The 24,191-nt window shown below is 68.9% G+C and carries 21 protein-coding genes; 6 read left to right on the top strand and 15 right to left on the bottom strand.

Annotation, left to right across the window (positions count from 1 at the left end):
- Positions 1-168 precede the first annotated feature (168 nt).
- From LDO27_RS17820 to LDO27_RS17810, 3 genes are read left to right on the top strand one after another with little or no spacing between them, the layout of a single operon-like run.
- Entirely contained in the window at positions 169-1,416 is a 1,248-nt protein-coding gene (locus LDO27_RS17820; RefSeq protein WP_224043085.1) for a M48 family metallopeptidase, read from the top strand.
- Positions 1,413-2,387, top strand: a complete 975-nt coding sequence (gene rsgA / locus LDO27_RS17815; protein ID WP_222207629.1) for a ribosome small subunit-dependent GTPase A — start codon at positions 1,413-1,415, stop codon at positions 2,385-2,387. Before LDO27_RS17820 ends, rsgA begins: the two co-directional genes overlap by 4 nt.
- Before the next feature lie 10 nt (positions 2,388-2,397).
- The gene (locus LDO27_RS17810) at positions 2,398-2,703 is read left to right on the top strand and encodes a putative signal transducing protein (RefSeq protein ID WP_222207630.1); all 306 of its coding nucleotides are present in this window, start codon (positions 2,398-2,400) and stop codon (positions 2,701-2,703) included.
- Here the strand turns inward: LDO27_RS17810 and LDO27_RS17805 are convergent, their stop codons facing one another.
- Entirely contained in the window at positions 2,704-3,696 is a 993-nt protein-coding gene (locus LDO27_RS17805) for a CobD/CbiB family protein (protein ID WP_224043083.1), read from the bottom strand.
- Between the two features lie 195 nt (positions 3,697-3,891).
- Complete coding sequence (locus LDO27_RS17800) at positions 3,892-4,590, bottom strand: pirin family protein (RefSeq protein ID WP_224043081.1); 699 nt, start codon at positions 4,588-4,590, stop codon at positions 3,892-3,894.
- Between the two features lie 140 nt (positions 4,591-4,730).
- On the opposite strand from LDO27_RS17800, the gene LDO27_RS17795 reads away from it, so the two are divergent.
- Together LDO27_RS17795 and gluQRS are read left to right on the top strand one after the other, a co-directional pair.
- Positions 4,731-5,654, top strand: a complete 924-nt coding sequence (locus LDO27_RS17795; RefSeq protein ID WP_222207633.1) for a LysR family transcriptional regulator — start codon at positions 4,731-4,733, stop codon at positions 5,652-5,654.
- Positions 5,655-5,667: 13 nt separating this feature from the next.
- Positions 5,668-6,597, top strand: coding sequence for a tRNA glutamyl-Q(34) synthetase GluQRS (gluQRS, locus tag LDO27_RS17790; RefSeq protein ID WP_224043080.1), 930 nt, complete (start codon positions 5,668-5,670; stop codon positions 6,595-6,597).
- A 39-nt stretch (positions 6,598-6,636) separates the two neighbouring features.
- Here gluQRS and LDO27_RS17785 read toward each other — a convergent pair whose 3' ends face one another.
- The 3 genes from LDO27_RS17785 to LDO27_RS17775 form a co-directional block, all read right to left on the bottom strand.
- Complete coding sequence (locus tag LDO27_RS17785; RefSeq protein ID WP_224043078.1) at positions 6,637-8,190, bottom strand: DEAD/DEAH box helicase; 1,554 nt, start codon at positions 8,188-8,190, stop codon at positions 6,637-6,639.
- A 429-nt stretch (positions 8,191-8,619) separates the two neighbouring features.
- Positions 8,620-9,648: a Bug family tripartite tricarboxylate transporter substrate binding protein gene (locus tag LDO27_RS17780; protein WP_224043165.1), complete on the bottom strand. Its 1,029-nt coding sequence runs from the start codon at positions 9,646-9,648 to the stop codon at positions 8,620-8,622.
- Between the two features lie 192 nt (positions 9,649-9,840).
- Complete coding sequence (locus tag LDO27_RS17775) at positions 9,841-11,475, bottom strand: acyl CoA:acetate/3-ketoacid CoA transferase (RefSeq protein ID WP_224043077.1); 1,635 nt, start codon at positions 11,473-11,475, stop codon at positions 9,841-9,843.
- 181 nt (positions 11,476-11,656) lie between these two features.
- Here LDO27_RS17775 and LDO27_RS17770 point away from each other — a divergent pair, with 181 nt between their 5' ends.
- Entirely contained in the window at positions 11,657-12,442 is a 786-nt protein-coding gene (locus LDO27_RS17770) for an IclR family transcriptional regulator domain-containing protein (protein ID WP_224043075.1), read from the top strand.
- A 36-nt stretch (positions 12,443-12,478) separates the two neighbouring features.
- Here the strand turns inward: LDO27_RS17770 and fabG are convergent, their stop codons facing one another.
- From fabG to LDO27_RS17720, 10 genes are all read right to left on the bottom strand, one after another.
- On the bottom strand, positions 12,479-13,210 hold the full coding sequence (fabG, locus tag LDO27_RS17765; protein ID WP_224043073.1) for a 3-oxoacyl-ACP reductase FabG: 732 nt from the start codon (positions 13,208-13,210) through the stop codon (positions 12,479-12,481).
- A 97-nt stretch (positions 13,211-13,307) separates the two neighbouring features.
- On the bottom strand, positions 13,308-14,546 hold the full coding sequence (locus LDO27_RS17760) for an NAD(P)/FAD-dependent oxidoreductase (protein ID WP_224043071.1): 1,239 nt from the start codon (positions 14,544-14,546) through the stop codon (positions 13,308-13,310).
- Positions 14,547-14,613: 67 nt separating this feature from the next.
- Entirely contained in the window at positions 14,614-15,135 is a 522-nt protein-coding gene (locus tag LDO27_RS17755) for a COG4648 family protein (protein ID WP_224043164.1), read from the bottom strand.
- Between the two features lie 399 nt (positions 15,136-15,534).
- Entirely contained in the window at positions 15,535-15,918 is a 384-nt protein-coding gene (locus tag LDO27_RS17750) for a hypothetical protein (RefSeq protein ID WP_224043069.1), read from the bottom strand.
- A 17-nt stretch (positions 15,919-15,935) separates the two neighbouring features.
- Complete coding sequence (locus LDO27_RS17745) at positions 15,936-16,508, bottom strand: hypothetical protein (RefSeq protein WP_222207890.1); 573 nt, start codon at positions 16,506-16,508, stop codon at positions 15,936-15,938.
- A 79-nt stretch (positions 16,509-16,587) separates the two neighbouring features.
- Positions 16,588-18,036: an efflux transporter outer membrane subunit gene (locus tag LDO27_RS17740; protein ID WP_224043068.1), complete on the bottom strand. Its 1,449-nt coding sequence runs from the start codon at positions 18,034-18,036 to the stop codon at positions 16,588-16,590.
- A complete protein-coding gene (locus LDO27_RS17735) occupies positions 18,033-21,209 on the bottom strand; it encodes an efflux RND transporter permease subunit (protein ID WP_224043067.1) in 3,177 nt (1,058 codons plus the stop codon). Before LDO27_RS17735 ends, LDO27_RS17740 begins: the two co-directional genes overlap by 4 nt.
- Positions 21,206-22,369 (bottom strand): efflux RND transporter periplasmic adaptor subunit, encoded by a 1,164-nt coding sequence (locus LDO27_RS17730; RefSeq protein ID WP_224043066.1) that lies wholly within the window; start codon positions 22,367-22,369, stop codon positions 21,206-21,208. The genes LDO27_RS17735 and LDO27_RS17730 overlap by 4 nt, the downstream gene beginning before the upstream one ends.
- A 147-nt stretch (positions 22,370-22,516) precedes the next feature.
- On the bottom strand, positions 22,517-22,888 hold the full coding sequence (locus LDO27_RS17725) for a response regulator transcription factor (protein ID WP_224043065.1): 372 nt from the start codon (positions 22,886-22,888) through the stop codon (positions 22,517-22,519).
- Between the two features lie 151 nt (positions 22,889-23,039).
- Positions 23,040-23,981, bottom strand: coding sequence for a sensor histidine kinase (locus tag LDO27_RS17720; RefSeq protein WP_224043064.1), 942 nt, complete (start codon positions 23,979-23,981; stop codon positions 23,040-23,042).
- Between the last annotated feature and the right edge of the window lie 210 nt (positions 23,982-24,191).

Raw genomic sequence — 24,191 nt, 5'->3', positions numbered from 1 at the left:
CACCGGCGGGCCGCCGGTGCGCCGGGCGGGTCGCCGGGCGCGAACAATTTATAATTCTCGCATATCGTCCAGGGCGCGCCGGTCGCGTGTGTCCTTTGGGCCCGATCCCTTGCGCGCGGCGCGCCCTTCCCGGGCCGCCAGCGCCGCAAACCCACAAGGCATTGCCCGATGTTCACAGTGATCTTCCTCGCCGCCCTGGTCGTGATGGTGCTGACCAAGCTCTGGCTGGCCGCCCGCCAGGTGCGCCACGTCGGACAGCATCGCAACGCGGTACCGGCGCGCTTTGCCGACACTATCTCGCTGGCCGCGCACCAGAAGGCGGCGGACTACACCATCGCCCGCACCCGGCTGTCGATGCTGGAAGTGCTCGGCGGCGCCGCGGTGCTGATCGGCTTCACGCTGCTGGGCGGCCTGCACTGGCTGAACCAGTTCTGGCTGGGCGTGTTCGGCCCCGGCTATGCCTACGGCGTGGCGCTGATCGCCAGCGTGGCGCTGATCGGCGGGCTGGCCGAACTGCCCTTCTCGCTCTATGGGCAGTTCGGCATCGAGCAGCGCTTCGGCTTCAACAAGATGACCTGGCGCCTGTGGCTGGCCGACGCGCTCAAGATGATGGTGGTGGCCAGCGCCCTTGGCCTGCCGCTGCTGCTGGCGGTGCTCTGGCTGATGGAGCGCACGGGCCAGCTCTGGTGGTTCTGGACCTGGCTGGTATGGATGGGCTTCAACCTGTTCCTGCTGGTGGTATTTCCCACCTATATCGCGCCGCTGTTCAACAAGTTCGAACCGCTGACCGACGAGTCGCTGAAGCAGCGCATCGAGGCTCTGATGCGCAAGTGCGGCTTTGCCAGCAAGGGTCTGTTCGTGATGGACGGCAGCAAGCGCAGCGCCCACGGCAACGCCTATTTCACCGGCTTCGGCGCGGCCAAGCGCATCGTGTTCTTCGACACCCTGCTGTCGCGGCTGGACGGCGACGAGATCGAGGCGGTGCTGGCCCATGAGCTTGGCCACTTCAAGCGCCGCCATATCCTGAAGCGCATCGTCGTGACGTTCGCGCTCAGCCTGCTGTTCCTCGCGGTGCTGGGCTGGCTCGCCACGCAGGCCTGGTTCTATACCGGCCTCGGCGTGCTGCCCAACCTGGTGGCCGACAACCATGCGCTGGCGCTGGTGCTGTTCTTCCTGACGCTGCCCGTCTTTACCTTCCTGCTCGGGCCGATCTCCAGTTTGAGCTCGCGCAAGCACGAGTTCGAGGCGGACGAATTCGCCGCGCAGCAGACCCAGGCCGGCCATCTGGTCTCGGCGCTGGTCAAGCTCTACAAGGACAACGCGTCGACCCTGACGCCGGACCCGGTCTACAGCGCCTTCTACTATTCGCATCCGCCGGCGGCCCAGCGGATCGATCGCCTGATGGCGCACGCATGAGCCGGCCCGCACGCGGGCGCGCAGGCGCGGGAAAGCAGGCGGGAAAGGCGGGCGGCGCGGCGGTGGAGCGCGCGCTGGTGGTGGCGGCGCACGGTCGCCACTACGTGATCGAGCTGCACGACGAACCCGGCGTGCGGCTGCACGCCTTCCCGCGCGGCAAGAAGAGCGAATGCGCGGTGGGCGACCACGTGATGGTCGAGCGCATGGCGTCGGACCAGTGCGTGATCGCCGGCATCGAACCGCGCAAGAACCTGCTGCACCGCTCGGACCAGTTCAAGTCCAAGCTGCTGGCGGCCAATATCGACCAGGTCATCATCGTGCTGGCCACCGAGCCGGGCTTTTCGGAGGACCTGCTGGGGCGCGCGCTGGTGTCTGCCGAGGCGCTGCATATCCGCCCGCTGATCCTGCTCAACAAGACCGACCTGACCGAACGGCTGGACGAGGCACGGGCACGCCTGGAACTGTACCGGGGCCTGGGCTACGAGACCCTGGCGCTGTCGGTGCACGCCGACCCCGCGGCCGCGCTGGCGCTGCTCAAGCCGCAGACCGCCGGCCGCTCCACCATCCTCATCGGCCAGTCCGGCATGGGCAAGTCGTCGCTGCTGAACCTGCTCATCCCCGGCGTCGATGCGCAAACGCGCGAGATCTCGGCCAAGCTCGATTCGGGCAAGCACACCACGACCTTTACGCGGCTGTACCACCTGCCCGGCGACTGGGGCGACGGCGGCAGCCTCATCGACTCGCCGGGCTTCCAGGAGTTCGGCCTGCACCATCTGTCCGAAGGGATGCTGGAGCGCGCGTTTCCGGAGTTTCGCCCACGCCTGACGGCATGCCGCTTCTACAACTGCCACCATGTCAACGAGCCGGGATGCGGCGTGCTGGAGGCCATGGCGGCCGGCGATATCTCGCCGCGCCGGCACCAGCTCTACACGCAGCTGCTGCACGAGTCGCGGCAGCAGAAGCCGTGGTAGCGGAGCGCCCGTGAAGCTGCTGCTCTCGACGGCCTCCCTCGTGCACGCGACGCACTGCTGCAACGTGCTGCAGGCCGCGGGCATCCGCGCGGAGGTTCGCAATACCTGGCTGGCGGGCGCCACCGGCGATATTCCGTTCCAGGAAAGCGCTCCCCAGGTATGGCTGCTGGACGACGGGATGGAAGAGCAGGCGCGCGCCGTGCTGCACGCGGCCGCGCATCCCGCGCCGGGGCCGCGCTGGCAATGCGATCGTTGCGGGGAATGGCACGAGCCGCAGTTCGGCTCGTGCTGGCGCTGCGGCGCCGCGCGGGACTGATCAGCCCAGCCAGATCGCCAGCGACAGCATCGCCAGCAGCAGCATCCACAGCACCACGGCGCGCCACACCAGGCCCACCGCCGACTGCAGCGCCCGCACGCCGGGCTCGGCGCCGTATTCCGGCGCACTCGGCTCGGGGCCGTTCTCGTCCTCCATCCCGGGCGCGTAGTCGAACGCCGCGCCGGCCAGCCGGCTGCGCAGCACCACGCTGGTATCGTCCTCGGGCAGCGGCACGCCGAGCCGCACGCCGAGCGCCCCGCCGCCGCTGGCGAGCAGGATCCCGTTGGTCTCGTCGCTCCACTTGCGCGCATGGTTGCGCCAGGCGTAGACCGCGTCCTCGAAATTGCCAACGATGGCAAAGCCGATGGCGGTCAGCCGCGACGGAATCCAGTCCATCGCATAGAAGGCGCGCGCGGCGAAGCGGCCCAGCGCCAGGCTGCGCTCGGGCGACGGGCGGGTCCAGTGCCGCGCCAGGTATTCGGAGATGCGGTAGAGCACCACGCCGGCCGGTCCCACCGGCACCAGGAACCAGAAGAACACGCCGAAGACGTGGCGGTGCACGGCGATGATGGCGGCCTCCAGCGTATGGCGCACGATCTCGCTGACCGGCATGTCCACGGTGTCGAGCCCCGTCCATTGGTGCAGCAGCGCGCGCGCGGTCGCCGTGTCGTCGCGATTGAGCGCCTCGTGGATATCGGTGAAGAAGTGGCTGAACTGCCGGAAGCCGAGCGTGAGGTACAGCACCAGCACGTTCCACGCGACGGTGAGCGCGATGCTGATCGAAGCGAGCAGGTAGTGAACGCCGGCGGCGGCCAGCGTCAGCGGCAGCACCACCGTCAGCCAGGCGAGCGCGGCATCGCGGGGGCGTCCCGTGTCGAAGGCGCGCTCGGCGCGCTCGGCCAGCGCGCGCACGATGTCGTAGATCGGATTGTCTCGGCCCAGGGCCCGGAACTGCTCGGCGATCAGCGCAAGAAGTACGGCAACGAAGGTCATCTCAGGTCTGGTAAGGCTGGAGCCATGGCGCCAATGGGCATGTGCCGGCCCGGGCGCTTCTCGATAGCGAGAAGATAGCACAGCGATGAGGCATTCCAGACATGGCCCGCCCCGGCGGCCGCGCGCCGCGCCTTTACAGGCGCGGCGGCGCATGCGAGCGCGTACTCACGCACGCGCCCGGGGGCTTGCGCCCGCTCACGGCAGGTCGAACACCAGCACCTCGGCGTCGCTGCCGCGGCCCAGCTCGATGGACTCCACGCCTTCCAGCTTCGCGGCGTCGCCGGCCTCGAGCGCCTGCCCGTTGACCGTAACGCGGCCGCGCGCCACGTGCACATAGGCACGGCGTTGCGGGGCCAGAGCCAGCGTGGCCGCTTCGTCGCCGTCGAACAGACCAGCGTACAGCCGCACGTCCTGGTGGATCACCACCGAGCCGTCGGCGCCGTCGGGGCTGCCCACCAGGCGCAGGCGTCCGCGCTTGTCGGCCGGCTCGAAGTGCTTTTCCTCGTAGCCCGGCTCGATGCCGTTCTGCTGCGGCATGATCCAGATCTGCAGGAAATGCGTGGTGTCATCGGCGGCATGGTTGTACTCCGAATGGCGCACGCCCGTGCCGGCGCTCATCCGCTGCACGTCGCCGGGGCGGATCACGCTGCCGTTGCCCATGCTGTCCTTGTGCGCCAACTCGCCCGACAGCACATAGCTGATGATCTCCATGTCGCGGTGGCCGTGCGTGCCGAAGCCCATGCCGGGCGCGACGCGGTCTTCGTTGATCACGCGCAGCGGACCGAACTGGGTGTGGCGCGGGTCGAAGTAGTCGGCGAACGAAAAGCTGTGATACGACTTCAGCCAGCCATGGTCGGCATAGCCACGCTCTGCGGATTTTCTGATTTCAATCATTTTGATGGCTCCTGTTTCCCCGGAACGGGGCCTGACCCCTTGGCCTGGCTTGCCGCGCCGTGTTGATGCTAGGAAGTTTAGGCCGCTTCGGTTATATTGGCTGGCTCCGACTTGCAATCAGTCATTCAGTATTTCTGAATATGCCACTCTCGCTCGAATCCCTGGAAGTGCTGGACGCCATCGAACGCCGCGGCAGCTTTGCCGCCGCCGCGCACGAAATGGGCAAGGTGCCCTCGGCGCTGACCTATGTGGTGCGCCGGCTCGAAGAAGACCTGGACGTGCTGCTGTTCGACCGGCGCCGCCACCGCGCCGAACTGACCCCGGCCGGCCGGGCGCTGCTCGACGAGGGACGCCACCTGCTGCACGCGGCCGAAGAACTGGAGCGGCGCGTCAAGCGGCTGGCCTCGGGTTGGGAGTCGGACCTGACCATCGTGGTGGACGACCTGATCAATTTCCGCGCGCTGCTGCCGGTGATCCAGGACTTCTACGCCGAGAACAGCGCCACGCGGCTGCGCTTCGGCAAGGAAGTGCTGGGCGGCAGCTGGGATGCGCTGATGAGCAACCGGGCAGACCTGGTGATCGGCGCGGCCTACGAGGCGCCGAGCACGCAGGGCTTCCAGCTGCGTCCGCTGGGCACCATCCCGTTCGTGTTCGCCGTCGCCGCGCACCATCCGCTCTCCAGCGAGGCGGGCCCGCTGACCAGCACGCAGATCGCCAAGCACCGGATCGTCGCGGTCGGCGATACCTCGCGCAACCTGCCGGCGCGCACGCGCGGTGTACTCGCCGGACAGGACGTGCTGGTGGTGCCGACGATGCGCGACAAGGTCGAGGCGCAGATCCGCGGCCTGGGCTGCGGCTGGCTGCCCGCGCCGATGGCGCAGCCCTATATCGAGAGCGGCGTGTTGCAGGTCAGGGAAACCGTGGAGGTACGCGCGCCGGGCACCTTCAACGTCGCCTGGCGCACCAGCATGCGCGGCAAGGCACTGCAGTGGTGGACCGGCAAGCTGGAGGATCCGCGCCTGGCGCAGGCGCTGCTGCAGCAACAGCCGGGCGCGCAGGACTGACGAGGCGGGCCGCATGTCGTCGCACCCGTCAGACTCCGCCGCGCCGGCCGTCCCTGCCGCCCTGTACCGCGGTCGTTTCGCCCCCTCCCCCACGGGTCCGCTGCACATGGGCTCGCTGGTCACCGCGCTCGCCAGCTGGCTCGATGCGCGCGCCCACGGCGGCAAATGGCTGGTCCGTATCGAGGATATCGACCATCCCCGCTGCGTGCGCGGCGCCGACGGCCAGATCCTGCAAACCCTGGCCCGGCTCGGCATGCATCCCGACGAACCGCCGGTCTGGCAGAGCCAGCGCGAGGCGCACTACGCGGCCGCGCTGCGCCAGCTCGAAGAGACGGGACACCTCTATCCCTGCGGCTGCTCGCGCAAGGAAATTGCCGACTCGCTGGTGCACGCGCGCGAGCGCCACCAGACCCTGGCCTATCCGGGCACCTGCCGCAACGGGCTGCACGGCAAGCCGCCGCGCGCATGGCGCGTGCGGGTGCCGACGGGCGACGCGGCGACGCTCTGCTTCGACGACCGCTGGCAGGGCCGCCAATGCCAGGACCTGGAAACCGAACTGGGGGATTTCGTGCTGCGGCGCGCCGACGGCCTGTGGGCCTATCAACTCGCGGTGGTCGTGGACGATGGCCTGCAGGGCATCACCCATATCGTACGGGGGGCCGATCTGCTGGACTCCACGCCGCGGCAGATCCATCTGCAGCATCTGCTGGGATGGCCGACGCCGGCCTATCTGCACGTGCCGGTCGTGGTCAATGCGCTGGGGGAGAAACTGAGCAAGCAGAGCGGCGCGGAATCCATCGATGCCATGGCGCCGCTGGAGGCGTTGCGCGCCGCGGGCCGGCATCTGGGCGTGGCCAGCGCGGCGGGCGATGTGGACGCGTGGCTCGCCGAGGCGGCCACACAATGGCTGGCGGTGCCGGCGGCCCGGCGGGTCGCGCGGTAGGCGTCGCGGACCAGGCGGCCCGCCGGCCCAGCCGCGGGTTCAGCTCTTGCGGGCGCCGCCGCCGAGCAGCGCCGCCAGCGGGCGCTTGGATACGGGCCGCGCGCGGCCGAAGCCCACGGCATTGGCATCGGCGCCGTTCTGCTCGGCCTGCGCGCCGGCGCCCGTGCCGGCCGAACCGTTGCCCGGCTCGTAGGGACGCGAGAAGAACGGATCGTCGGAGGGGCGGAACGCGCCACCGCGCGCCGGCGTGTATTCGGACTTGCGCGGACGCTCATCGCCCTCGCCACGCGTACGGCGCGCATCGGAACGCCCTTCGCGCGAATCGCCCCGGCCATCGGCACGCGGACGGCGGCGGTCGTCGTCACGGCCTTCCCGGCCGCCCGTGCGGCCCTCGTAGCGCGAGGGGTCGAAGCCTTCGATCGTCGCGCGCGGAATGGCGCGCTTGAGCAGCTTCTCGATATCGGCCAGCAGCCGTTCCTCGCTCGGCACGAACACCGACAGCGCGTCGCCGGTGGCGCCGGCGCGGCCAGTACGGCCGATGCGGTGCACATAGTCCTCGGCGCTGAACGGCAGGTCGAAGTTGATCACGCAGGGCATGTCCGCGATATCCAGGCCGCGCGCCGCCACGTCGGTGGCCACCAGCGCGTCGATGGTGCCCTGCTTGAAGCCTTCGAGCGTCTGCATCCGCTCGGTCTGCGTCTTGTCGCCGTGGATCGCGGCGGCGTTGATGCCCTCGCGCTCCAGGTGGCGCGCCAGGCGCGAGCAGCCGATCTTGCTGTTGACGAAGACGATGCACTGGCGCGACAGGCCCTGCGCCGCGCGGGCCTTGAGCAGATGGACCACGGCCTCCTGCTTCTGGCCGTCCTGCACCTGGTACACCACCTGGCGCACGTTTTCGTTGGCCGAGTTGCTGCGCGCGACTTCGATGGTGACCGGCTGGCGCAGATAGCTCGCCGCCAGCCGCTTGATTTCCGCCGAGAAGGTCGCCGAGAACAGCAGCGTCTGGCGCTGCGCGGGGAGCAGGTTGATGATGCGCTGCAGGTCGGGCAGGAAGCCCATGTCCAGCATGCGGTCGGCTTCGTCCAGCACCAGCATCTGGACCTGCGACAGGTTGACCGACTTCTGCTGCACGTGATCCAGCAGGCGGCCCGGCGTGGCCACCAGGATTTCCACGCCGCGGCGCAGGGCTTCCGTCTGCGGGTTCATGTCGACACCGCCGAACACCACCGTGCTGCGCAGGTCGGTATGGCGCGCGTAGCGGGCCACGTTGTCGTAGACCTGATCGGCCAGTTCGCGGGTCGGCGTCAGCATCAGCGCGCGCACCGGATGCCGCGCGGGCGAGGCGCTGGCATTGGACATCGGCAGCAGCCGCTGGATGATCGGCAGGGCGAAGCCCGCGGTCTTGCCGGTGCCCGTCTGGGCGGCGCCCATCACGTCCTTGCCCAGCAGCACCACGGGAATGGCCTGCGCCTGGATCGGCGTGGGCTTGGTGTAGCCCTGCTCGGCCAGCGCGCGCTGGATGCGGGCATCCAGGCCGAAGCTGTCGAACGTGATCTGGGGGTCGGTCTGTGCGGGTGCGGTAGTCGTGGTCATGTTTTCGGTGTGTGGCGGGAGCGAACCCGGCGCCAGCGGACACGCGTCTGAAACGGGGGCAGCGAATGAAACGACGGGATCGAGCGCGGCTGGTGTAGCCCGGAGAGGCACTGTTTACGGGCGTTTCCGCCCTGCCCCGCCCCGGTGACCGGCCGATCGTCGAGCGCGTGTCGCGGCACAACCATGGCCACTTCCTGCGTCGTCTCGGGAGCCGATCAATAGCTCTTGAGAATCAAAGACTTAGATTCTACAACACTGCGCTATCGATAGATAGTGCAGGGCCGACCCGTATGGTAGCGAAGGTTGCGGCGGCATGCCCGCACGGCAATGCCGCCCGGAAAGGCGCAAGGGCCGGAACCCTTCGGTCCCGGCCCTCGCACCACCCCGCGAAACGAAAAAATCCGGCAGCCCGTACGGGCGGCGGGCGTATCAGTCGCCCTTGATGCCGTTGTCCTTGATGACCTTGCCCCACTTCTTGTCATCGGCCCGCATGCGCGCGGCCAACTGCTCCGGCGGCATATAGGCGGCGACGGTGCCCGCGCCCAGCATCTTTTCCTGGACCACGGGATCGGCCAGCGCGTTCTTCAGCTCTGCCGACAGCCTGACGACTACGTCCTTGGGCGTGCCGGCGGGCGCCAGCAGGCCGCCCCAGGCGGTGGCCTCGAAGCCGGGAAAACCCTGCTCGGCCACGGTCTTGACCTCCGGCGTGAAGCTCACGCGCTTGGCCGAGCCCACCGCCACCGGCTTGAGCTTGCCCGCCTTGATATGCGACAGCGCGGCGATCATGTCCGAGAACATCATCGGCACCTGGCCGGCCAGCAAGTCCGAGATGGCGGGCGCGCTGCCCTTGTACGGCACGTGCTGCACGTCGAAGCCGCCGAGGTTCTTCAGCAGTTCCGTGGACAGGTGGCCGAAGCTGCCATTGCCCGCGCTGGTGTAGTTCATCGCGCCCGGCTTGGCCTTCGCCTTGGCGATGTACTGCTGCAGGTCATTGACGTCCGGCAGCGCCTGCGGGTTGACCACCATGACGATAGGCAAGTCGTAGGCCGCGCCGATGGGCGTGAAGTCCTTGAACAGGTCATAGCTCTTGCGGGCGATCAGATGCGGGGCGATCAGCGTGGGCGTGGCCAGCACCATCAGCGTGTAGCCGTCCGGGGCGCTCTTGGCCACCGTGTCGGCGCCGATCGTGCCCGAGGCGCCCGGCCGGTTGTCGACCACCACCGGCTGCTTGAGCGCCTCGCTCATCTTCTGGCCGATGATGCGGGCCGCCGTGTCGGTCGGGCCGCCCGGCGGGAAAGGCACCACCAGCCGGATCGGCTTGGAGGGATAGGTGTCCGCCATGGCGTGGCCGGCGCCGAACGGCAGCGCGGCAGCCAGGATCAGCGCGACGGCCAGGCGGCGGCGCGGGGCGGGGGTACTACGACCGGTGTTGCGTTGGGTGTGGTGATGGCTGTGCATATACGACAAGGAAACGTCATCCGACAATGACGCGCCGGCGGACCGCGCGCGTCGCAATTCAGGAACATCTGGTCAGTCAGGACATGGCTTCGTTGGTCTCCTCCATGGGCGGTCGTGGCCGGCCCTTTATCGCTTATCGGATGGAAGCGGCGGGCGCCCGCCAAAGGGCGTGCCCGCGCGTGAAACGGAAGATCAAAGGCGCATGGTGCCGGGGCGGAACAGCCGCTCGTCCATGGTGCGCAGGTCCGCCGCCACCGCGACGGGCGTCGCGCACTGGTCCAGCACGTCCCGCTGCAGGTCGACGCCGGGGGCGATCTCGATCAGCGTCAGCCGCGCCTCGCCGCTCGCGTCGGGACGCATCTCGAACACCGCCCGCTCGGTGATATAGACGACGGGCACGCCCAGCGATGCCACGTAGGGGCCGTTGAAGCTCAGGTGCGAGACCTCGGACACGATCTTCTTGACCGCGCCTTCGCGCACGATGCGCAGCTGCCCGTCCTCGGCGCGCACCTCCAGCCCGCCCGCGGTGAGCGTGCCCATGAAGACCACCGCCTTGGCGCTCTGCGTGATATTGATGAAGCCACCCACGCCGGCGATCAGCGCGGCCTCGCCGGCGCCGAACTTGCTGACGTTGACGTTGCCGTGGCCGTCCAGCTCGGCCAGGCCGAGGATGGCCAGGTCGATGCCGCCGCCTTCGTAGAAATCGAACTGCGCCGGCTGGTCCACCACCGCCTCCGGATAGGCCGAGGCGCCGAAGCTCAGCCCGTCGGCCGGTGTGCCGCCGATCGGGCCGGCCTCCACGGTCAGCGTAAAGCCGCCGAGTCCCGCCTCGTGCGCCAGCATGCCGACCGCGGCGGGCATGCCGACCCCGAGGTTCACCACGCGCGGCCCACGCGCGGCCAGCTCCATCACCGCGCGGCGCTGCACGATCGTGCGCGCGTCGAGCACTGCCGCCGGCGCCGGCGCGTGCGCCGCTTCCTCGCGTGCGCTCGCGGCCTCGCCCTGCCACGGCGTCACGTAGGCGGCATTGAAGGTCTCCGCGAAGGTCATCTGGTGGTGTGCGGGGTCTTCGCTGACGACCACATAGTCGACCAGGATGCCGGGCACGTGGATGGCCTGCAGGTTCTCGTGGTGATCGACCACCTGCTCGACCTGCGCGATCACGATGCCGCCGGAGTTGTGCGCGGCCTGGGCCATCGCCAGCAGCTCGTGATGGAACGCCTCGCGGTGCGTGCTCAGGTTGCCGCGCGTATCGGCCGCGGTGCAGCGGATCAGCGCGCAGTGGATCGGAAAGCTCGGATAGAACAGAAATTCCTCGCCGCGGAAGTCCACCGCCTCGACCCAGTTCGCACGCCCCTCGCGCTGCGCCGCGCGGGCGCGCTCGTTGACCGCGCCGCCGTGATAGCGGCCGTCCTGCGCGGTGCGCGGATCGACGAAGGTATGCAGGCCGATCTTGGTCAGCACGCCGGGCTTGCCGCCCGCGATCGCGCGATACAGGTGGGTCAGCACGCCCTGCGGCAGGTTGTAGCCCTCGCATTGCTCGGCCATGGCCAGCGTGGCCAGCCGCGTGGCCGAGCGCCAGTGGCCCCCGACGATGACGCCCGTCATGCCGGCATTGCCGAAATGGTTGACCCCGCGCGCGCCGCGGTCCCCCTGTCCCGCCGAGTACACCAGCGTCAGGTCACGGGGCAGTCCGGTCTGCAGGAAGCGCTGCTCCAGCGCCTCGGTCACCGCCTCGGCGTGGCCGGCGCCGACAAAGCCCGCGCTGGCCACGGTCCAGCGGTCCTGTACCAGGCCGGCGGCCTGCTGCGCGGTGATGACTTTCATCGCTGTCTCCGTCTCGTCTTGTTCTGTTCTGTGTCGCGGCCTTGCGGGCGGGCCCGATCTCGAACCGCAATTCCCGAACAAGTGTTCGCAAAACGCCTATCATACGGACGACCGGCCCTACCACGCAAGACGGATGTGGCCGTAGAAACCCTGCCAAATCTTTAGAAAGACGCCGACTGAGATGCCGGAAGCGGACGCCCAGCCACAAAAGAAGGAAGAACTGCTCGATTCCCTGACCAAGGGCCTGGCCCTGCTGCGCCTGTTCGCACAGGGCACCGAAACGCTGACCATGCAGGAAGTGGCCGAGCGCCTGGAGGTAACCCGGGCGGCCGCGCGCCGCCTGCTGCTGACGCTGGAGCACAACGGCTATCTGTCCCAGAACGGCCGCCAGTTCGCGCTGACGCCGCGGGTAATGGACCTGGGCTACGCGTATTTCGCCTCGATGAGCCTGCCGCGGCTGGCCATGCCGCACCTGAAGGCGCTCGCGGCGGACTGCGGCGAGACCTGTTCGGTCGGGATGCTCGACGGCGAATCGGTGGTGCTGGTCGCGCGCGAGGAACCGAGCCAGCTGCTGCGCGTCGACATGGCGATCGGCCGGCGCATGCCCGCCTATGCCCACTCGCTGGGGCGGGTGCTGCTGGCCGGGCTGAACGACGAGGCGCGCGCGGCGTATCTCGCGCGCGCGGAACTGCGGCCGCTGACGCCCTTCACGGTACGCACGCGCGCGGCGCTAGCCCGCACGCTGGAGCAGGTGCGCGAGGACGGCTACTGCACGCTGGTCAGCGAACTGGTGGACGGCTTTGCGGGCATCTCGGTGCCGCTGCACGACCAGGCCGGCAAGGTGGTGGCCGGCATCGGCTTCAGCATGGTGCTCGGCAGCCGCAATGCGGAGCAACTGCGCGAGCGCTATCTGGCGCCGCTGCGCGCGGCCGCCGGGCGCATCGAGGCGGTGTTGCGGGCGCGCTGAGGGCGCATGGACGGCACTGGAACGGTGCCGTTCGCCTCAGCCGAACATCCCGCCATTGACCGAAATGACCTGCCGCGTAATGTAGCCGGCGTCGGGCGACAGCAGGAACGCCACGGTGGCGGCGACCTCGTCGGGCGTGCCCATGCGCCGTGCGGGAATCATCTTCAGCGCCTCGTCGCGCACGGCGTCGTCGACCATGTCGGTATCGATCAGTCCCGGCGCCACGCAGTTGACGGTGATATTGCGTTTGGCCAGCTCGATGGCCAGCGCCTTGGTGGCCCCGATGATTCCGGCCTTGGCGGCGCTGTAGTTGGTCTGGCCGCGGTTGCCCACCAGCCCGGACACGGACGACAGCGTCACGATGCGGCCGGGCGCGCGCCGCTGCACCATCGGCATCACCACCGGGTTCAGCACGTTGTAGAAGGCGTCGAGGTTGGTGTGGATGACCTCGTCCCACTGCTGGCCGCTCATCGCCGGAAAGGCGGCGTCGCGCGCGATGCCGGCATTGCACACCACCCCGTAGTAGGCACCGTGCGCCTCGATATCGCGCGCGAGCGCCTCGGCGGCCTCCTCGCGGCGGCTTACGTCGAAGCTCAACACGCGCGCATTGCGGCCCAGGCCGCGCACCATGTCCGCGACGGAGCGCGCTTCGTCGTGCGCGGCGCGGCAATGCACGACGATGTCGTGGCCGTCCCGGGCCAGCCGCAGCGCGATGGCGCGGCCGATGCCGCGGGACGAGCCCGTGACCAGCACGGTGGGATTCGTCATGGTTGTGCTCCCTGCAAGAGGGCCTGCGCATGCGCAGGCTGGAATACGGAAAAATGGGCCAGCGTCGCCGACGCGCGGCACCACGCGGCATGGACGCTCAGGCGCCGCAGATCTGCTCCAGCACGCGCAGGCGGCGCCTGGATTCGGCCACGAAGGGGTTCTGCCGGTCCCAGGCGTAGCCGGCCAGGATCGACGAGATCATGCGGCGAATCTCGGGCGACGCATTCGAATGAAAAATCACGCTCTGGAAGCGGCCCTCGTACCATGCCTCGACATAGGTACGGAAACAATCCACACCGTCCTTGAGCGTGCGGGCATAGTCGGTTTCCCAGTCGACTGTCTCGCCGTTGAATTCGCGCGCGATGCAGTCCACGGCGAGGCTGGCGGACTTGAAGGCAATGGTGACGCCCGACGAGAACACCGGATCGAGGAATTCGCCGGCATTGCCCAGCAGCGCATAGCCCTTGCCCCACAGCGATTTCACATTGGACGAATAGCCGACGATCTGCCGCGCCGGCGTGTCCCAGTTGGCGTTGGCGAGCAGCTTCGCCAGCGCGGGTTCCTCCTCGACCAGCGCCCGCAGGCGCTCGGTTTCGGTGCCGGCGTAGCGCGACAGGAAGCTCTGCTCGGCCACCACGCCCTGCGAGCAGCGCCCGTCGGAGAACGGAATGGTCCAGTACCACACGTCCACATGCTCGGGGTGGATGCTGACGCGGATCTTGTTGCGGTCGAAGGTGCCAGGGGGAATGCGGTCCTCGACGTGAGTGAAGATGGCGCCGCGCACCGGGAAGTTCGACGGCGACTCCAGGTCCAGCAGGCGCGGCAGCACGCGCGCGAAGCCCGATGCGTCCAGCACGATGCGAGCCCGCACTTGATAGCTGGCGCCGTCCGCGTCGGCGACGGTGGCGACCGGGCCCCGCCCTTCGACGTCCAGCGCTGTGACCTGATGGCGGAAGCGCACCTCGGCGCCCTGCCTCACGGCATCGCGCGCGAGCACGTCGTCGAAGCGGGCGCGCTGCACCTGATAGGTCGTGCCCCAGCCGGGCGAGAACTTGTCGCGGAAGTCGAAATCGGTGTAGCGGTCGCCGCGCACGAAGGCCGCGCCATTCTTGTACTGGAAGCCCGCCTCGACGACGGCGCGCAGCATGCCGGCCTGCTCGATATATTCCATGCTCTGCGGCAGCAGGCTCTCGCCGATCGAGAAGCGCGGAAAGACTTCCTTTTCCAGCACCAGCACGTCGATGCCGCGCTGGCGCAAGAGGCCCGCGGCCACCGAGCCGGCCGGACCGGCACCGATGACGAGGACGTCGACGTTTTCTTCCTTGCCCTGATTCATGTCGTTATTCCTTGGGACTTCGCCGCTTCGTTGGTCGCGCCGCTCGGGAGGCGCCCCAGTCGGATGTTCAGGGTGCCGCGCTGCGGCCCATCACGCGCCGGCGCACCAGCCATTCGCCAGCGAACATCGCGCCGATCAGCACATAGGCGATGCCGCCGTTGTACAGCGCCCAGATCCGATTGCTGGCGAGGAACGCCGTCGCCGCGGCGACCCCGCCGTTGAAAACGAAAAACACGCACCAGGCCTGCGTGACACGGCGCGTATAGGCGACGCCGCGCGGCGGCAGATCGGGGTCCCGCATCCGTGCCAGGCGCTCCACGACGGTGGGAGGGTGCCACAGGCTCCAGCCGAACACGGCCAGCATCGCGACATTGACGGCGGCCGGATAGAGCTTGAGCGGGAGCGCCTCGTTGGACAGGGCGACCAGCAGTGCGATGGCGCCGGCGGCAAGCCCCAGGCCAGGCGTGCGAAACAAGCCGGCGCGGGACAGCGCGCCCAGCCGCAGCACGATCAGCACCACCAGCGCCAGCGCCATCACGCGGGGCGACCACACCTGCAGGCCCCCGTAGATCGCCAGCGGATAGAGCATCGTCGCGCCGGCAGCGAGCACGCCGCTCCATCGAACGTGCCGCGCATCGCGCGAGTCGTGGCCGTCCAACATCCGCCTCAGATCCTGGCGAGGCATTGGTCATTGGTCACGGCTTTTCCCTTTCCCCTTGCCCCTGTAGTGCGTCGTGTGATGTTTTGCGTCATGCGTGGTCCATGCCTGGCGCCGCGGATCCCTGGAAACCGTCCCGCGGCGGGACCTTATGGTAGACGAGAAGCACTTCGCCGGCACCGCGCGAGCGCAGTGCCTCGCCTGCGCCTTCCGTTGCCACGGGTCTGCGGTCAGGCGAAAGCGGTCGACACGGAAGTCATGCGCAAGGCTGCCACCGCCTGTTGCGGGTGGCGCGACGCAAAGGCAAGGGGCGCGGGCGAGACCCGCCAGCTACCCCTTCTGCTGGCGCACCCGCCAGGGCCCGTCGCCCTGCCGGCAGTACCAGCCGGACCATTTCTCCTGCCGGCCCGCCTGCCGGAACTCCGAGCGGACCTGGCGGCAGCGCTGGTCGCCGTCGACGGTGGTCTTCACGGGCGTCATGGTTCCCTCGGTGGCCCTGGCGTCCCGGTCGGCCGCCAGTTGGAACTCCGTGCTCTCGCCATCGCCCTTCTCCGACAGCGCCTGGTGCCAGATGGCGACCAGCGTCTCGGTCTGCGCGCGGCTGAGCTGGCCCACGATGGTGTTGCTCAGGTAGTGGTCGAAAAAGGCCAGGGCCGGCATCGCCCAGGCAGCGAGCGTCAGGCCAACCCATTGCCTTGCAAGCGGACTGCGCATGGCGGACTCCTCGCTGATTACTTCGCCGCGGGCTGCACCGCAACCGCAATGGCCTCGGTGTACACGGCCTTGACGCGATCGCCCTTCTTTACGCTCGCCAGCTGCGAGGGATCGTCCACCAGCAGGTCCACGACATTGCCGCCGGGCCCCTTCAGCGTGACGGCATGCTTGCTGGGGCTGACCGCCACCACGTCGGCCACCACGGTCACCTCCTGGCCGATCATGCCGCCCGGCCGCGCGCCGGGCGCGGAGCGTTCCTCGATGGGCCGCGTCTGGACGGACAGCGGCCCGCTGCCCTTTTCCAGGCTCATCGCGAGCGCCTCCCGGTATTCCACGGTGACCATGTCGCCGACCCGCAGCTGGTCGAAGTTGCGGGCCTCCTCGCCGACCTTCAGGTCCACGACCCGACCGGTGTGGGTCTTCAGCGTCACGGTGCGCGTCGGCGCGTCGATCCTGGCGATGGTTGCCTTCACCGTGGCCGTGCCGGTCATCGTCGTCTTGCCAGGCGTGCGTTGCACGTCCATCCGGGTATCCGGCTGCGCCTGCGCGGCGCCGGCCAGCGCAACGGCCATCACTGCCATCACTGCCATCGCTGCCGTCGCCGCCATCGCCGCCCTCACGCCGCCGCCTGCGGTCGCGGTGTCTGCCATGCGGGTATCTGGGTCCATGTCATCTCTCCGTCGTCGTCAACATCGTGGGGTCCTGCCGCATCGGCCATCCCGCCCCGAGCGCCTTGTAAAGCTGCACGATCTGCCCGAACTCGGTGCCGCGCAGGTTGGATTGGTCGAGCTGCGCCGCGAACAGCGAGCGCTCGGCATCGAGCACTTCCAGGTAGCTGGTGTAGCCGCCCTCATACCGGTCCTGCGCCAGTGCGACGTAGCGCACCAGCGCGTCCACCTGCGCGTTCTTGGCCGCGAGCTGGTCGCGCGTGCGCTGCACGCCCACCAGCGCATCGGCCACCTCGCGGAACGCGGTCTGGATGGCCTGCTGGTACGCCTGCAGCGCCTGCCGCTGCCGCGCCTCGGCCTGCCTCACATCGCCCGCGATGCGCCCGGCGGTAAAGATGGGCATGGCCACCGAGGCGCCATACGACCACGTCTTCGCCGCGCCGCCCCACAGGCCGGACAGCGCCGTGCTGGCCGCGCCGAAGAGGCCGGTGAGTGTGATGGTGGGGAAATACTGCGCGCGGGCCGCGCCGATCTCGGCGTTGGCGGCGATCAGTTGCTGCTCCGCCTGGAGCAGATCCGGCCGCTGCGCCAGCAGCTCGGACGGCAGACCGGCGGGAATGACCGGAGAGGCCAGCTCGCCGATCGCCAGCCCCCGCGGCATATCCCGCGGGTTGTCGCCGACCAGGACCGACAGCAGGTTCTCCTGCTGCGCCACCAGCAGCTCGTAGAGCGCGACGGTGCCTTGCGCCGACGAGTACTCGGACTGCGCCTGGGCCACCTCCACTTCCCCCACCACCCCGCCCTCGAAGCGGTCGCGGAACAGCTTTAGCGCACCCTCGCGCGTGCTCAGCGTATCGATGGCCACCAGGCGCCGGTTGTCCAGGTCGCGCAGCGTGATATACGCCGACGCCACCGCCGCCACCACGCTGATCTCCACCGCCCGGCGCGCCTCGTCCGAGGCGGCCCACTGCGCCCGCGCCGATTCGGTCAGGCGGCGCAGCCGGCCGAACAGATCGATCTCCCAGGAGGCGAAGACGTCGGCCTGCACCTGGTTGAACGGGTTGTTGCCCGGCAGCACCGCGGCGCCGCCCTCGCCGATGCGCTGGCGGCCGGCCAGCGCCTCCACCCCGACCTGCGGGAACAGCAGGCCCCGGGTGGACATCACGCGGCCGTAGTACTCCTCCACGCGCGCCACGGCGATCAGGATGTCGCGGTTGCGCTCCAGTGCCTGCACGATCAGCGCATCGAGCACCGGGTCGTGGAACTGCCCCCACCAGCGCGGTTCGATGGCCATGGGCGCCACCTCGCCGGGCTGCGCGAAGCGATAGGCTGCCGGCACGTCCACCGCAGGCCGCTCGTAGTCCGGGCCTACGGCGCAGCCGGCGAGCGCCGCGGCGAGCAGCGCCGGCACCAGCGTGGCGGTCCCGTGCCGCTGGCGCACGCGGTTCATTCCGCCGCTCCATGCGGGTTCGCGGCATCCGGCACCGCTTCGCCGGGCCCCTTCGCCGGCTTGGCCGGCACCTTGCCGGCGGTGCGCCGCTCCAGCAGCCAGAAGAACATCGGGATAAAGAACACCGCGATCACCGTGGCGCCCAGCATGCCGCCGATCACGCCGGTGCCCAGCGATTGCCGGCTCGCCGCCGACGCGCCACTGGCGATGGCCAGCGGAATGCAGCCGAGGATAAAAGCCAGCGACGTCATGATGATCGGCCGCAGGCGCAGCTTGGACGCCTTGACCGCCGCGTCATAGGCGCTCAGCCCTTCCTTGATGCGCATCTCCACCGCGAACTCGAAGATCAGGATCGCGTTCTTCGCGGCCAGCGCGATCAGCACGGTGAGGCCGATCTGGAAATACACGTCGTTCTCCATGCCGCGCACCAGGATGGCCACCAGCGCGCCGAACAGCGCGAACGGCACCGCCAGCAGCACACCGATCGGCAGAGTCCACTTCTCGTACTGCGCGGCCAGGATCAGGAACACCATCAGCAGCGCGAAGCCGAACACCATCGCCGCCGTCGAGCCGGCCTTCTTCTCCTCGTAAGCCTGCCCGCTCCAGGCAAAGCTGTAGCCCTCGCCGAGCACCTCGGCGGCGACCTCCTCCATCGCGGCCAGCGCCTGCCCGGAGCTGTAGCCCGTCGCCGCGTCGCCGGTGATCTTGGCCGCCGGGAAGTTGTTGAAGCGCGTCACCAGATCCGCCCCCGCCACGTAGCGCGAGGTGGTCACCGCCTTGATCGGCACCATGTCGCCGCTGGCGTTGCGCACATAGACCTTGTCCAGGTCCTCGGGCCGGGAACGGTACTGCGGCTCGGCCTGCAGGATGACCTGGAACAGGCGGCTGTTCTTGGGGAACTGGCTGACGTACAGCGAGCCGAACATCGTCTGCAGCGCCGAGTAGACCTGGTCCACCGGCACGCCCTGCGTTTCCGCGCGTTCGCGGTCCAGGTCGACCAGCAGCTGGCGCGAGCGCGTATTGATGGTGGTGCTGACGCTGCGCAGTTCGGGCCGCGCGCGCGCCTTGGCAATGAACGCGCGCACACGCTCCTCCAGCTGCTGGTAGGTGCCGTCGCCGGTGCTCTGCAGCCAGAACTCGAACCCTCCGGTGGTGCCCAGCCCGGGAATCGCCGGCGGGTTGACCGGGATCACCAGCCCATCGCGCCACGTCGAGAATTCGCGCGTGGCCTTGACGATCAGGTCCTCGGCGCTCTCGCCGTCGCCGCGCTCGTGGAAGCCCTTCAGCGCGACGAACAACGTGCCGGCATTGGACTTGTTCTGCGAGTCGATCAGGCTGTAGCCGTCTGGCGTGGCCACCGAGCGCACCGCGGGCTGCGCCTTGAACCACTGCTCGGCGCGCCTGGATACTTCGCCGGTGCGGTCCAGGCTTGCCGCATCCGGCATGATGACGGCGCCCAGCAGATAGCCCTGGTCTTCCACCGGCAGGAACGACGAGGGGATGCGCATGAACAGCAGCACGGCGGCCACGATCAGCGCGAGCACCAGCGCCGCCGAAATCGCCACCCGCCGGATGACCAGTTGCACCGACCGCCCGTACCCTTCCACCATCCGGTCGAACTTCTCGTTGAACCAGCGGAAGAAGCGGTTCTTCTCGTGGCTCCCCGGCTTGAGCAGCACGGCGGCCAACGCGGGCGACAGCGTCAGCGCGACCACGCCGGAGAGGAACACCGACACCGCCAGCGTGATGGCGAACTGCTTGTACAACTGGCCCGTGATGCCGGACAGGAACGCCACCGGAATGAACACCGCGAGCAGCACCAGCACGATGGCGATCACCGGCCCGCCCACTTCGTCCATCGCGTGCTTGGCGGCTTCCTTCGGCGGCATCTTGAACTCGACCATGTTGCGCTCGACGTTCTCGATCACCACGATGGCGTCGTCCACCACGATGCCGATGGCCAGCACCATGCCGAACAGCGTCAGCATGTTGACCGAGAAGCCGAACGCCGACATCGCCATGAACGTGCCGATGATGGACACCGGCACGGCCAGTATCGGCACGAGCGTGGCGCGGAAACTCTGCAGGAACAGATAGACCACCAGGATGACGAGGATCACCGCGTCGCGCAGCGTGTGCACGACCTCGTTGATCGATTCGCGGACGAAGTCGGTGGTGTCCAGCGCGATCTCGTACTCCAGGCCCGGCGGAAACGTCTTCTTCATCGTCTCCAGCGTGGTGCGCACCTGCTGCGCCACGTCCAGCGCGTTGGCGCCCGGCTGCTGGTACACGGCCAGCAGCGTGGCGGTCTTGCCGTTGAAACGGCTGCGCAGCGAATAGTCCTTGGAGCCCAGTTCCGCGCGGCCGATATCCTTCAGGCGCACGATGGCCGCGTCGCCCGAGGCGGCTCGCAGGATGATGTTCTCGAACTCCGCCGGCTCGGTCATGCGCCCCTTGGTGGCAACCGGAAACGTCTGCTTGACCGGGCCGTCGGTGGGCGACTGGCCGATGCGCCCCGCGGAGAACTGCTCGTTCTGCGAGGACACGGCGTTCTTCACGTCTTCCACGGTGATGCCCAGCCGCGCCATGCGGTCCGGCAACAGCCAGATGCGCATCGCATAGTCGGGCGTGCCGAAGATCGATGCCTGGTTCGCGCCGGGGATGCGCTTGAGCGCATCGAGAATGTAGATGTTGGTGTAGTTGTCGACGAAGGTCTTGTCGAAGCTGTTGTCGGGCGAATAGACCGCGATCACCATCATGAAGGCCGACGACCGCTTCTGCACCGACACGCCCTGGCGGGTGACCGCATCGGGCAGCGTGGGCAGCGCGAGGTTGACGCGGTTCTGCACGTCGACCTGCGCCAGCGACGGATCGGTGCCGATCTCGAAGTACACCGTCAGCGTCATGTTCCCCGTGGAAGAACTGGTCGAGGACATGTAGAGCATGTTGTCCGCGCCATTGACCTGCTGCTCGATGGGCGCGGCCACGTTCTGCGCCACCACCTCGGAGTTCGCGCCGGGGTAGGTGGTGGAGACCGTGATGCTCGGCGGCGTGATGTCGGGAAACTGCGCCACCGGCAGGTTGAACATCGCCACCAGCCCGCCCACCACGATGATGATGGACAGGACCGATGCAAAGATCGGCCGGTCGATGAAGAAGTGCGACAGTTTCATGGCGCCGCCTTCGTACCCGGCGTGGGTGCCGCCGCGCTCTGCGGCTTGGGCGCGCCCTCGGCGCCGGCATGCACCGGCCGCACCGGCGCCCCGGGCGCCAGCCGCATCGCCCCGTCCACGATGACCACATCGCCCTCACGCAGGCCCGAGCGGACCACCCAGTTGCCCTCGGTCCATTCGGCCACCTCCACGACGCGCTGCTGCGCCTTGCCTTCCTTGTCGACGATCCAGACCGATTCCCCCCGCTGCCCCTGCATCACCGCTTCCTGCGGCACGGTGATGGCGCGCGTGCGCTGTGCCCCGATGACCCTCACCCGCACGAACTGTCCCGGCCGCAGCACCCCCTCGCGGTTCTGCACCTCGGCGCGAACCAGATAGGTCCCGGTCTCCGCGCTGAACGCCGCATCGGCGAACGCGATGCGGCCCCGGCTGGGATAGACGCTGCCGTCGGCGAGCACGACTTCCACTTCCAGCGCACCGCGCTCGGGCAGGCGCAGCGCGCCCGACTGCTGCTGCGCGCGCGTCTGCAGCACCTCGTTCTCCGAAAGGCTGAAGTTGACCCACATGGGGTCGAGCTTGGCCACGTAGGTCAGCAGGCTGTCGGTGCTGTCGATATAGCTGCCGACCTGCTTCTTGGCGAAGCTCGACAGGCCGTTCACCGGTGACACGATGGTGGTATAGCCCAGGTTCAACCTGGCGCTGACGACGTTGGCCTTGGCCGCCTCGACAGCCGCCGCGGCGGCCTGCTGCTGGCCGATGGACTCGTCCAGATCCTTCTGGCTCAACGCGTTCCTGGCGGCCAGCGGCCGCACCCGCGCAAGGTTCGCGTTCGCCGTGGTCAGGCGGGCCTGCTGCATCGCCAGTTCCGCCTGCGCGGCGCTCAGCGCCGCGGCGAACGGCTTGCGGTCCATGCGGAACAGCACGTCGCCGGCCTTGACCAGCGAGCCCTCGGTGTAGACCCGCTCCTCCAGGAAGCCGCTGACCCGCGCGCGGATCTCTACCTGCTGCGAACTCTGGGTCTCGCCCACGAACTCGAAGTTCAGCGGCACATCGCGCAGCGCCACCGTCATTACGCCGACGTCCGTCACCGGCGGCGCCGCGGCCTTGCGCTCCTCCTTCTGACATCCGGCGGCCAACGCAACGGCCGCGAGCATTGCCATCCATCGCCGGCTGTTCCTGCTGCGCATCTCGGTATCTCCCACGCGCGCATACGCCGGCGCCCCCGTGGGCCCGCCATGCCGCGGATGCTTACGAAGCTAGCTTGGGCCTCCTTGCAAGCGGCGGCAATTGGACCAAGGTCCCTCCCCTCAGCAGCGCACGCCGGGAATCAGTGCCAGCAGTTGCGCGGCGTTGAAGGGCTTGCGCATGTAGCCGATCGCTCCGTTGGCCAGCGCCCGTTCGCGCGCCTCCGGCACGTCGTACGCCGTGGCGAACAGCACGGGCAGTCGGGTCGGCGCCAGCCGACGCTGCATCTCGAGGCCGTCGATTCCGGGCATGCACACATCCAGGATCACGCAATCGGGACGGTAACCGGGATCTTCCCCGAGGCGCTCCAGCAGCGCGCGGCCGTTGGCATACGCGTCCACGCGGACCCCCGCGGCGCGCAGGAGCCTTGCGATCGCGCGGGCGACGGCATCGTCGTCATCGACGATGACGACAAAGGTCGTTGCAGAACCCATAGGTGGACGATGGCAGTAACGGCAACCCGGGCCGGCGCCCGGTATGACCGAAGGCTATGAGTTGGCACCGGCCGCCGGTAGTGGACCATGGTCCCTGAGGGAGCGGCAAAGGATGCGCGGCGTCGTGCGATCGCCGCGTTGCAGTGGCGCCTCAGCCGTGCAGCGACCGCTGCGTGAGCAGCCTGTCCAGAGGCCCAGGCGTGGCGCGCCGGGCGGGCATGCCTTCCTCAGGCAGCGAAAACACAAACGTCATGCCGCGGTCTGCGTTTTTCCGCGCCTGCAGCGTGCCCCCATGGCGGGCCGCGATGGAGCGGCTGATGGAGAGCCCGAGGCCCATGCCCTGCGGCCTGGACGTGACGAAGGGCTCGAAGATGGTCTCCAGGTCGCCGGGCGCCACGCCCTTACCGGTATCGCGCACCGAAATGCGCACCATGCCGCCGTGGGCGTCGGCCCGCACCTTGACCTCGCGGGGCGTCCCCGCCGCCAGGCCGCTGCTGTCCACGGCGTCGAAGGCGTTGAGTAGCACGTTCAGGAGCAATTGCTGGAGCTGCACCGCATCGCCATTGACGCGCGGCAGCGGCGCCGTCACCTCGCGCGCAAGCGCGATGCCTCGCCCCAGCGCGTTACCGCGCACCAGCGACAGCACGTCGTCGATCACCGCCACGACATCCAGCGGTGCCAGCGCCGGCGACTCGCCGTTGATCAGCGCGCGAATCTGGCGCACCGTGGCGCTGGCGCGGCACGCTTCGTCGGAAACGTCCTTGACGATCTCGCGCAGCTCGTCCATGTCCAGGACATCGGCCTCCAGGTACCGGCGGGCGGCCTGGGCATTGCTGACGATGGCGGTGAGCGGCTGGTTGAGTTCGTGGGCAAGCGAGCCGGCCAGCTCCGCCATGCTGGAGAGCCGCGAGACGCGGCTCAGCGAGGCATAGTCGTCATTGCCCTGCGGATGCGCAGGCGGACGGCGGCGCAGGCCGCTGCGCGGGGCATCATCGCCGGCGCGGAGCAGCGCGCGTCCCGCGGTCAGGACCGAGATGGCACCGAGCAGGCAGCATGCGCCCAGTACGATGCGAGACGACAGGGAGCGCCCCATCGCGGGTCTCGCGCTACGCGGCCAGAGACGATCCAGCGCAGCGGAAGATGGCGGTACAGCCGGGCGCGGGGGCGCCCGACGCGGGTGCAGCCGGCACGGACGTCAGTGAGCGACGAAACATGGCATTCCCCCTGGGATGATGCCGGGTATCCCGCGCGTTGCGTCGCGCAGCGGCGAAGCAACGCCACGACGAGGGCCGCGCCATTCCGC

Source organism: Cupriavidus respiraculi, assembly GCF_914271545.1.
GTDB classification, from domain to species: domain Bacteria; phylum Pseudomonadota; class Gammaproteobacteria; order Burkholderiales; family Burkholderiaceae; genus Cupriavidus; species Cupriavidus respiraculi.
The sequence above is the reverse complement of the archived record's forward strand: the minus strand, read 5'-3'. Positions and strand labels throughout refer to the sequence as shown.

Bases quoted from the DNA above. Each gene is read 5' to 3' on its own strand.
- rsgA (WP_222207629.1), top strand. From the start codon at position 1,413: ATGAGCCGGCCCGCACGCGGGCGCGCAGGCGCGGGAAAGCAGGCGGGA.
- LDO27_RS17770 (WP_224043075.1), top strand. From the start codon at position 11,657: ATGCCGGAAGCGGACGCCCAGCCACAAAAGAAGGAAGAACTGCTCGAT.
- LDO27_RS17820 (WP_224043085.1), top strand. From the start codon at position 169: ATGTTCACAGTGATCTTCCTCGCCGCCCTGGTCGTGATGGTGCTGACC.
- LDO27_RS17740 (WP_224043068.1), bottom strand. From the start codon at position 18,036: ATGAACCGCGTGCGCCAGCGGCACGGGACCGCCACGCTGGTGCCGGCG.
- LDO27_RS17750 (WP_224043069.1), bottom strand. From the start codon at position 15,918: ATGCGCAGTCCGCTTGCAAGGCAATGGGTTGGCCTGACGCTCGCTGCC.
- LDO27_RS17775 (WP_224043077.1), bottom strand. From the start codon at position 11,475: ATGAAAGTCATCACCGCGCAGCAGGCCGCCGGCCTGGTACAGGACCGC.
- LDO27_RS17800 (WP_224043081.1), bottom strand. From the start codon at position 4,590: ATGATTGAAATCAGAAAATCCGCAGAGCGTGGCTATGCCGACCATGGC.
- LDO27_RS17730 (WP_224043066.1), bottom strand. From the start codon at position 22,369: ATGGCAATGCTCGCGGCCGTTGCGTTGGCCGCCGGATGTCAGAAGGAG.
- LDO27_RS17785 (WP_224043078.1), bottom strand. From the start codon at position 8,190: ATGACCACGACTACCGCACCCGCACAGACCGACCCCCAGATCACGTTC.
- LDO27_RS17805 (WP_224043083.1), bottom strand. From the start codon at position 3,696: ATGACCTTCGTTGCCGTACTTCTTGCGCTGATCGCCGAGCAGTTCCGG.
- LDO27_RS17795 (WP_222207633.1), top strand. From the start codon at position 4,731: ATGCCACTCTCGCTCGAATCCCTGGAAGTGCTGGACGCCATCGAACGC.
- LDO27_RS17725 (WP_224043065.1), bottom strand. From the start codon at position 22,888: ATGGGTTCTGCAACGACCTTTGTCGTCATCGTCGATGACGACGATGCC.
- LDO27_RS17745 (WP_222207890.1), bottom strand. From the start codon at position 16,508: ATGGCAGTGATGGCAGTGATGGCCGTTGCGCTGGCCGGCGCCGCGCAG.
- gluQRS (WP_224043080.1), top strand. From the start codon at position 5,668: ATGTCGTCGCACCCGTCAGACTCCGCCGCGCCGGCCGTCCCTGCCGCC.
- LDO27_RS17760 (WP_224043071.1), bottom strand. From the start codon at position 14,546: ATGAATCAGGGCAAGGAAGAAAACGTCGACGTCCTCGTCATCGGTGCC.
- LDO27_RS17735 (WP_224043067.1), bottom strand. From the start codon at position 21,209: ATGAAACTGTCGCACTTCTTCATCGACCGGCCGATCTTTGCATCGGTC.
- LDO27_RS17780 (WP_224043165.1), bottom strand. From the start codon at position 9,648: ATGCACAGCCATCACCACACCCAACGCAACACCGGTCGTAGTACCCCC.
- LDO27_RS17755 (WP_224043164.1), bottom strand. From the start codon at position 15,135: ATGCTCTATCCGCTGGCGATCTACGGGGGCCTGCAGGTGTGGTCGCCC.
- LDO27_RS17720 (WP_224043064.1), bottom strand. From the start codon at position 23,981: ATGGGGCGCTCCCTGTCGTCTCGCATCGTACTGGGCGCATGCTGCCTG.
- fabG (WP_224043073.1), bottom strand. From the start codon at position 13,210: ATGACGAATCCCACCGTGCTGGTCACGGGCTCGTCCCGCGGCATCGGC.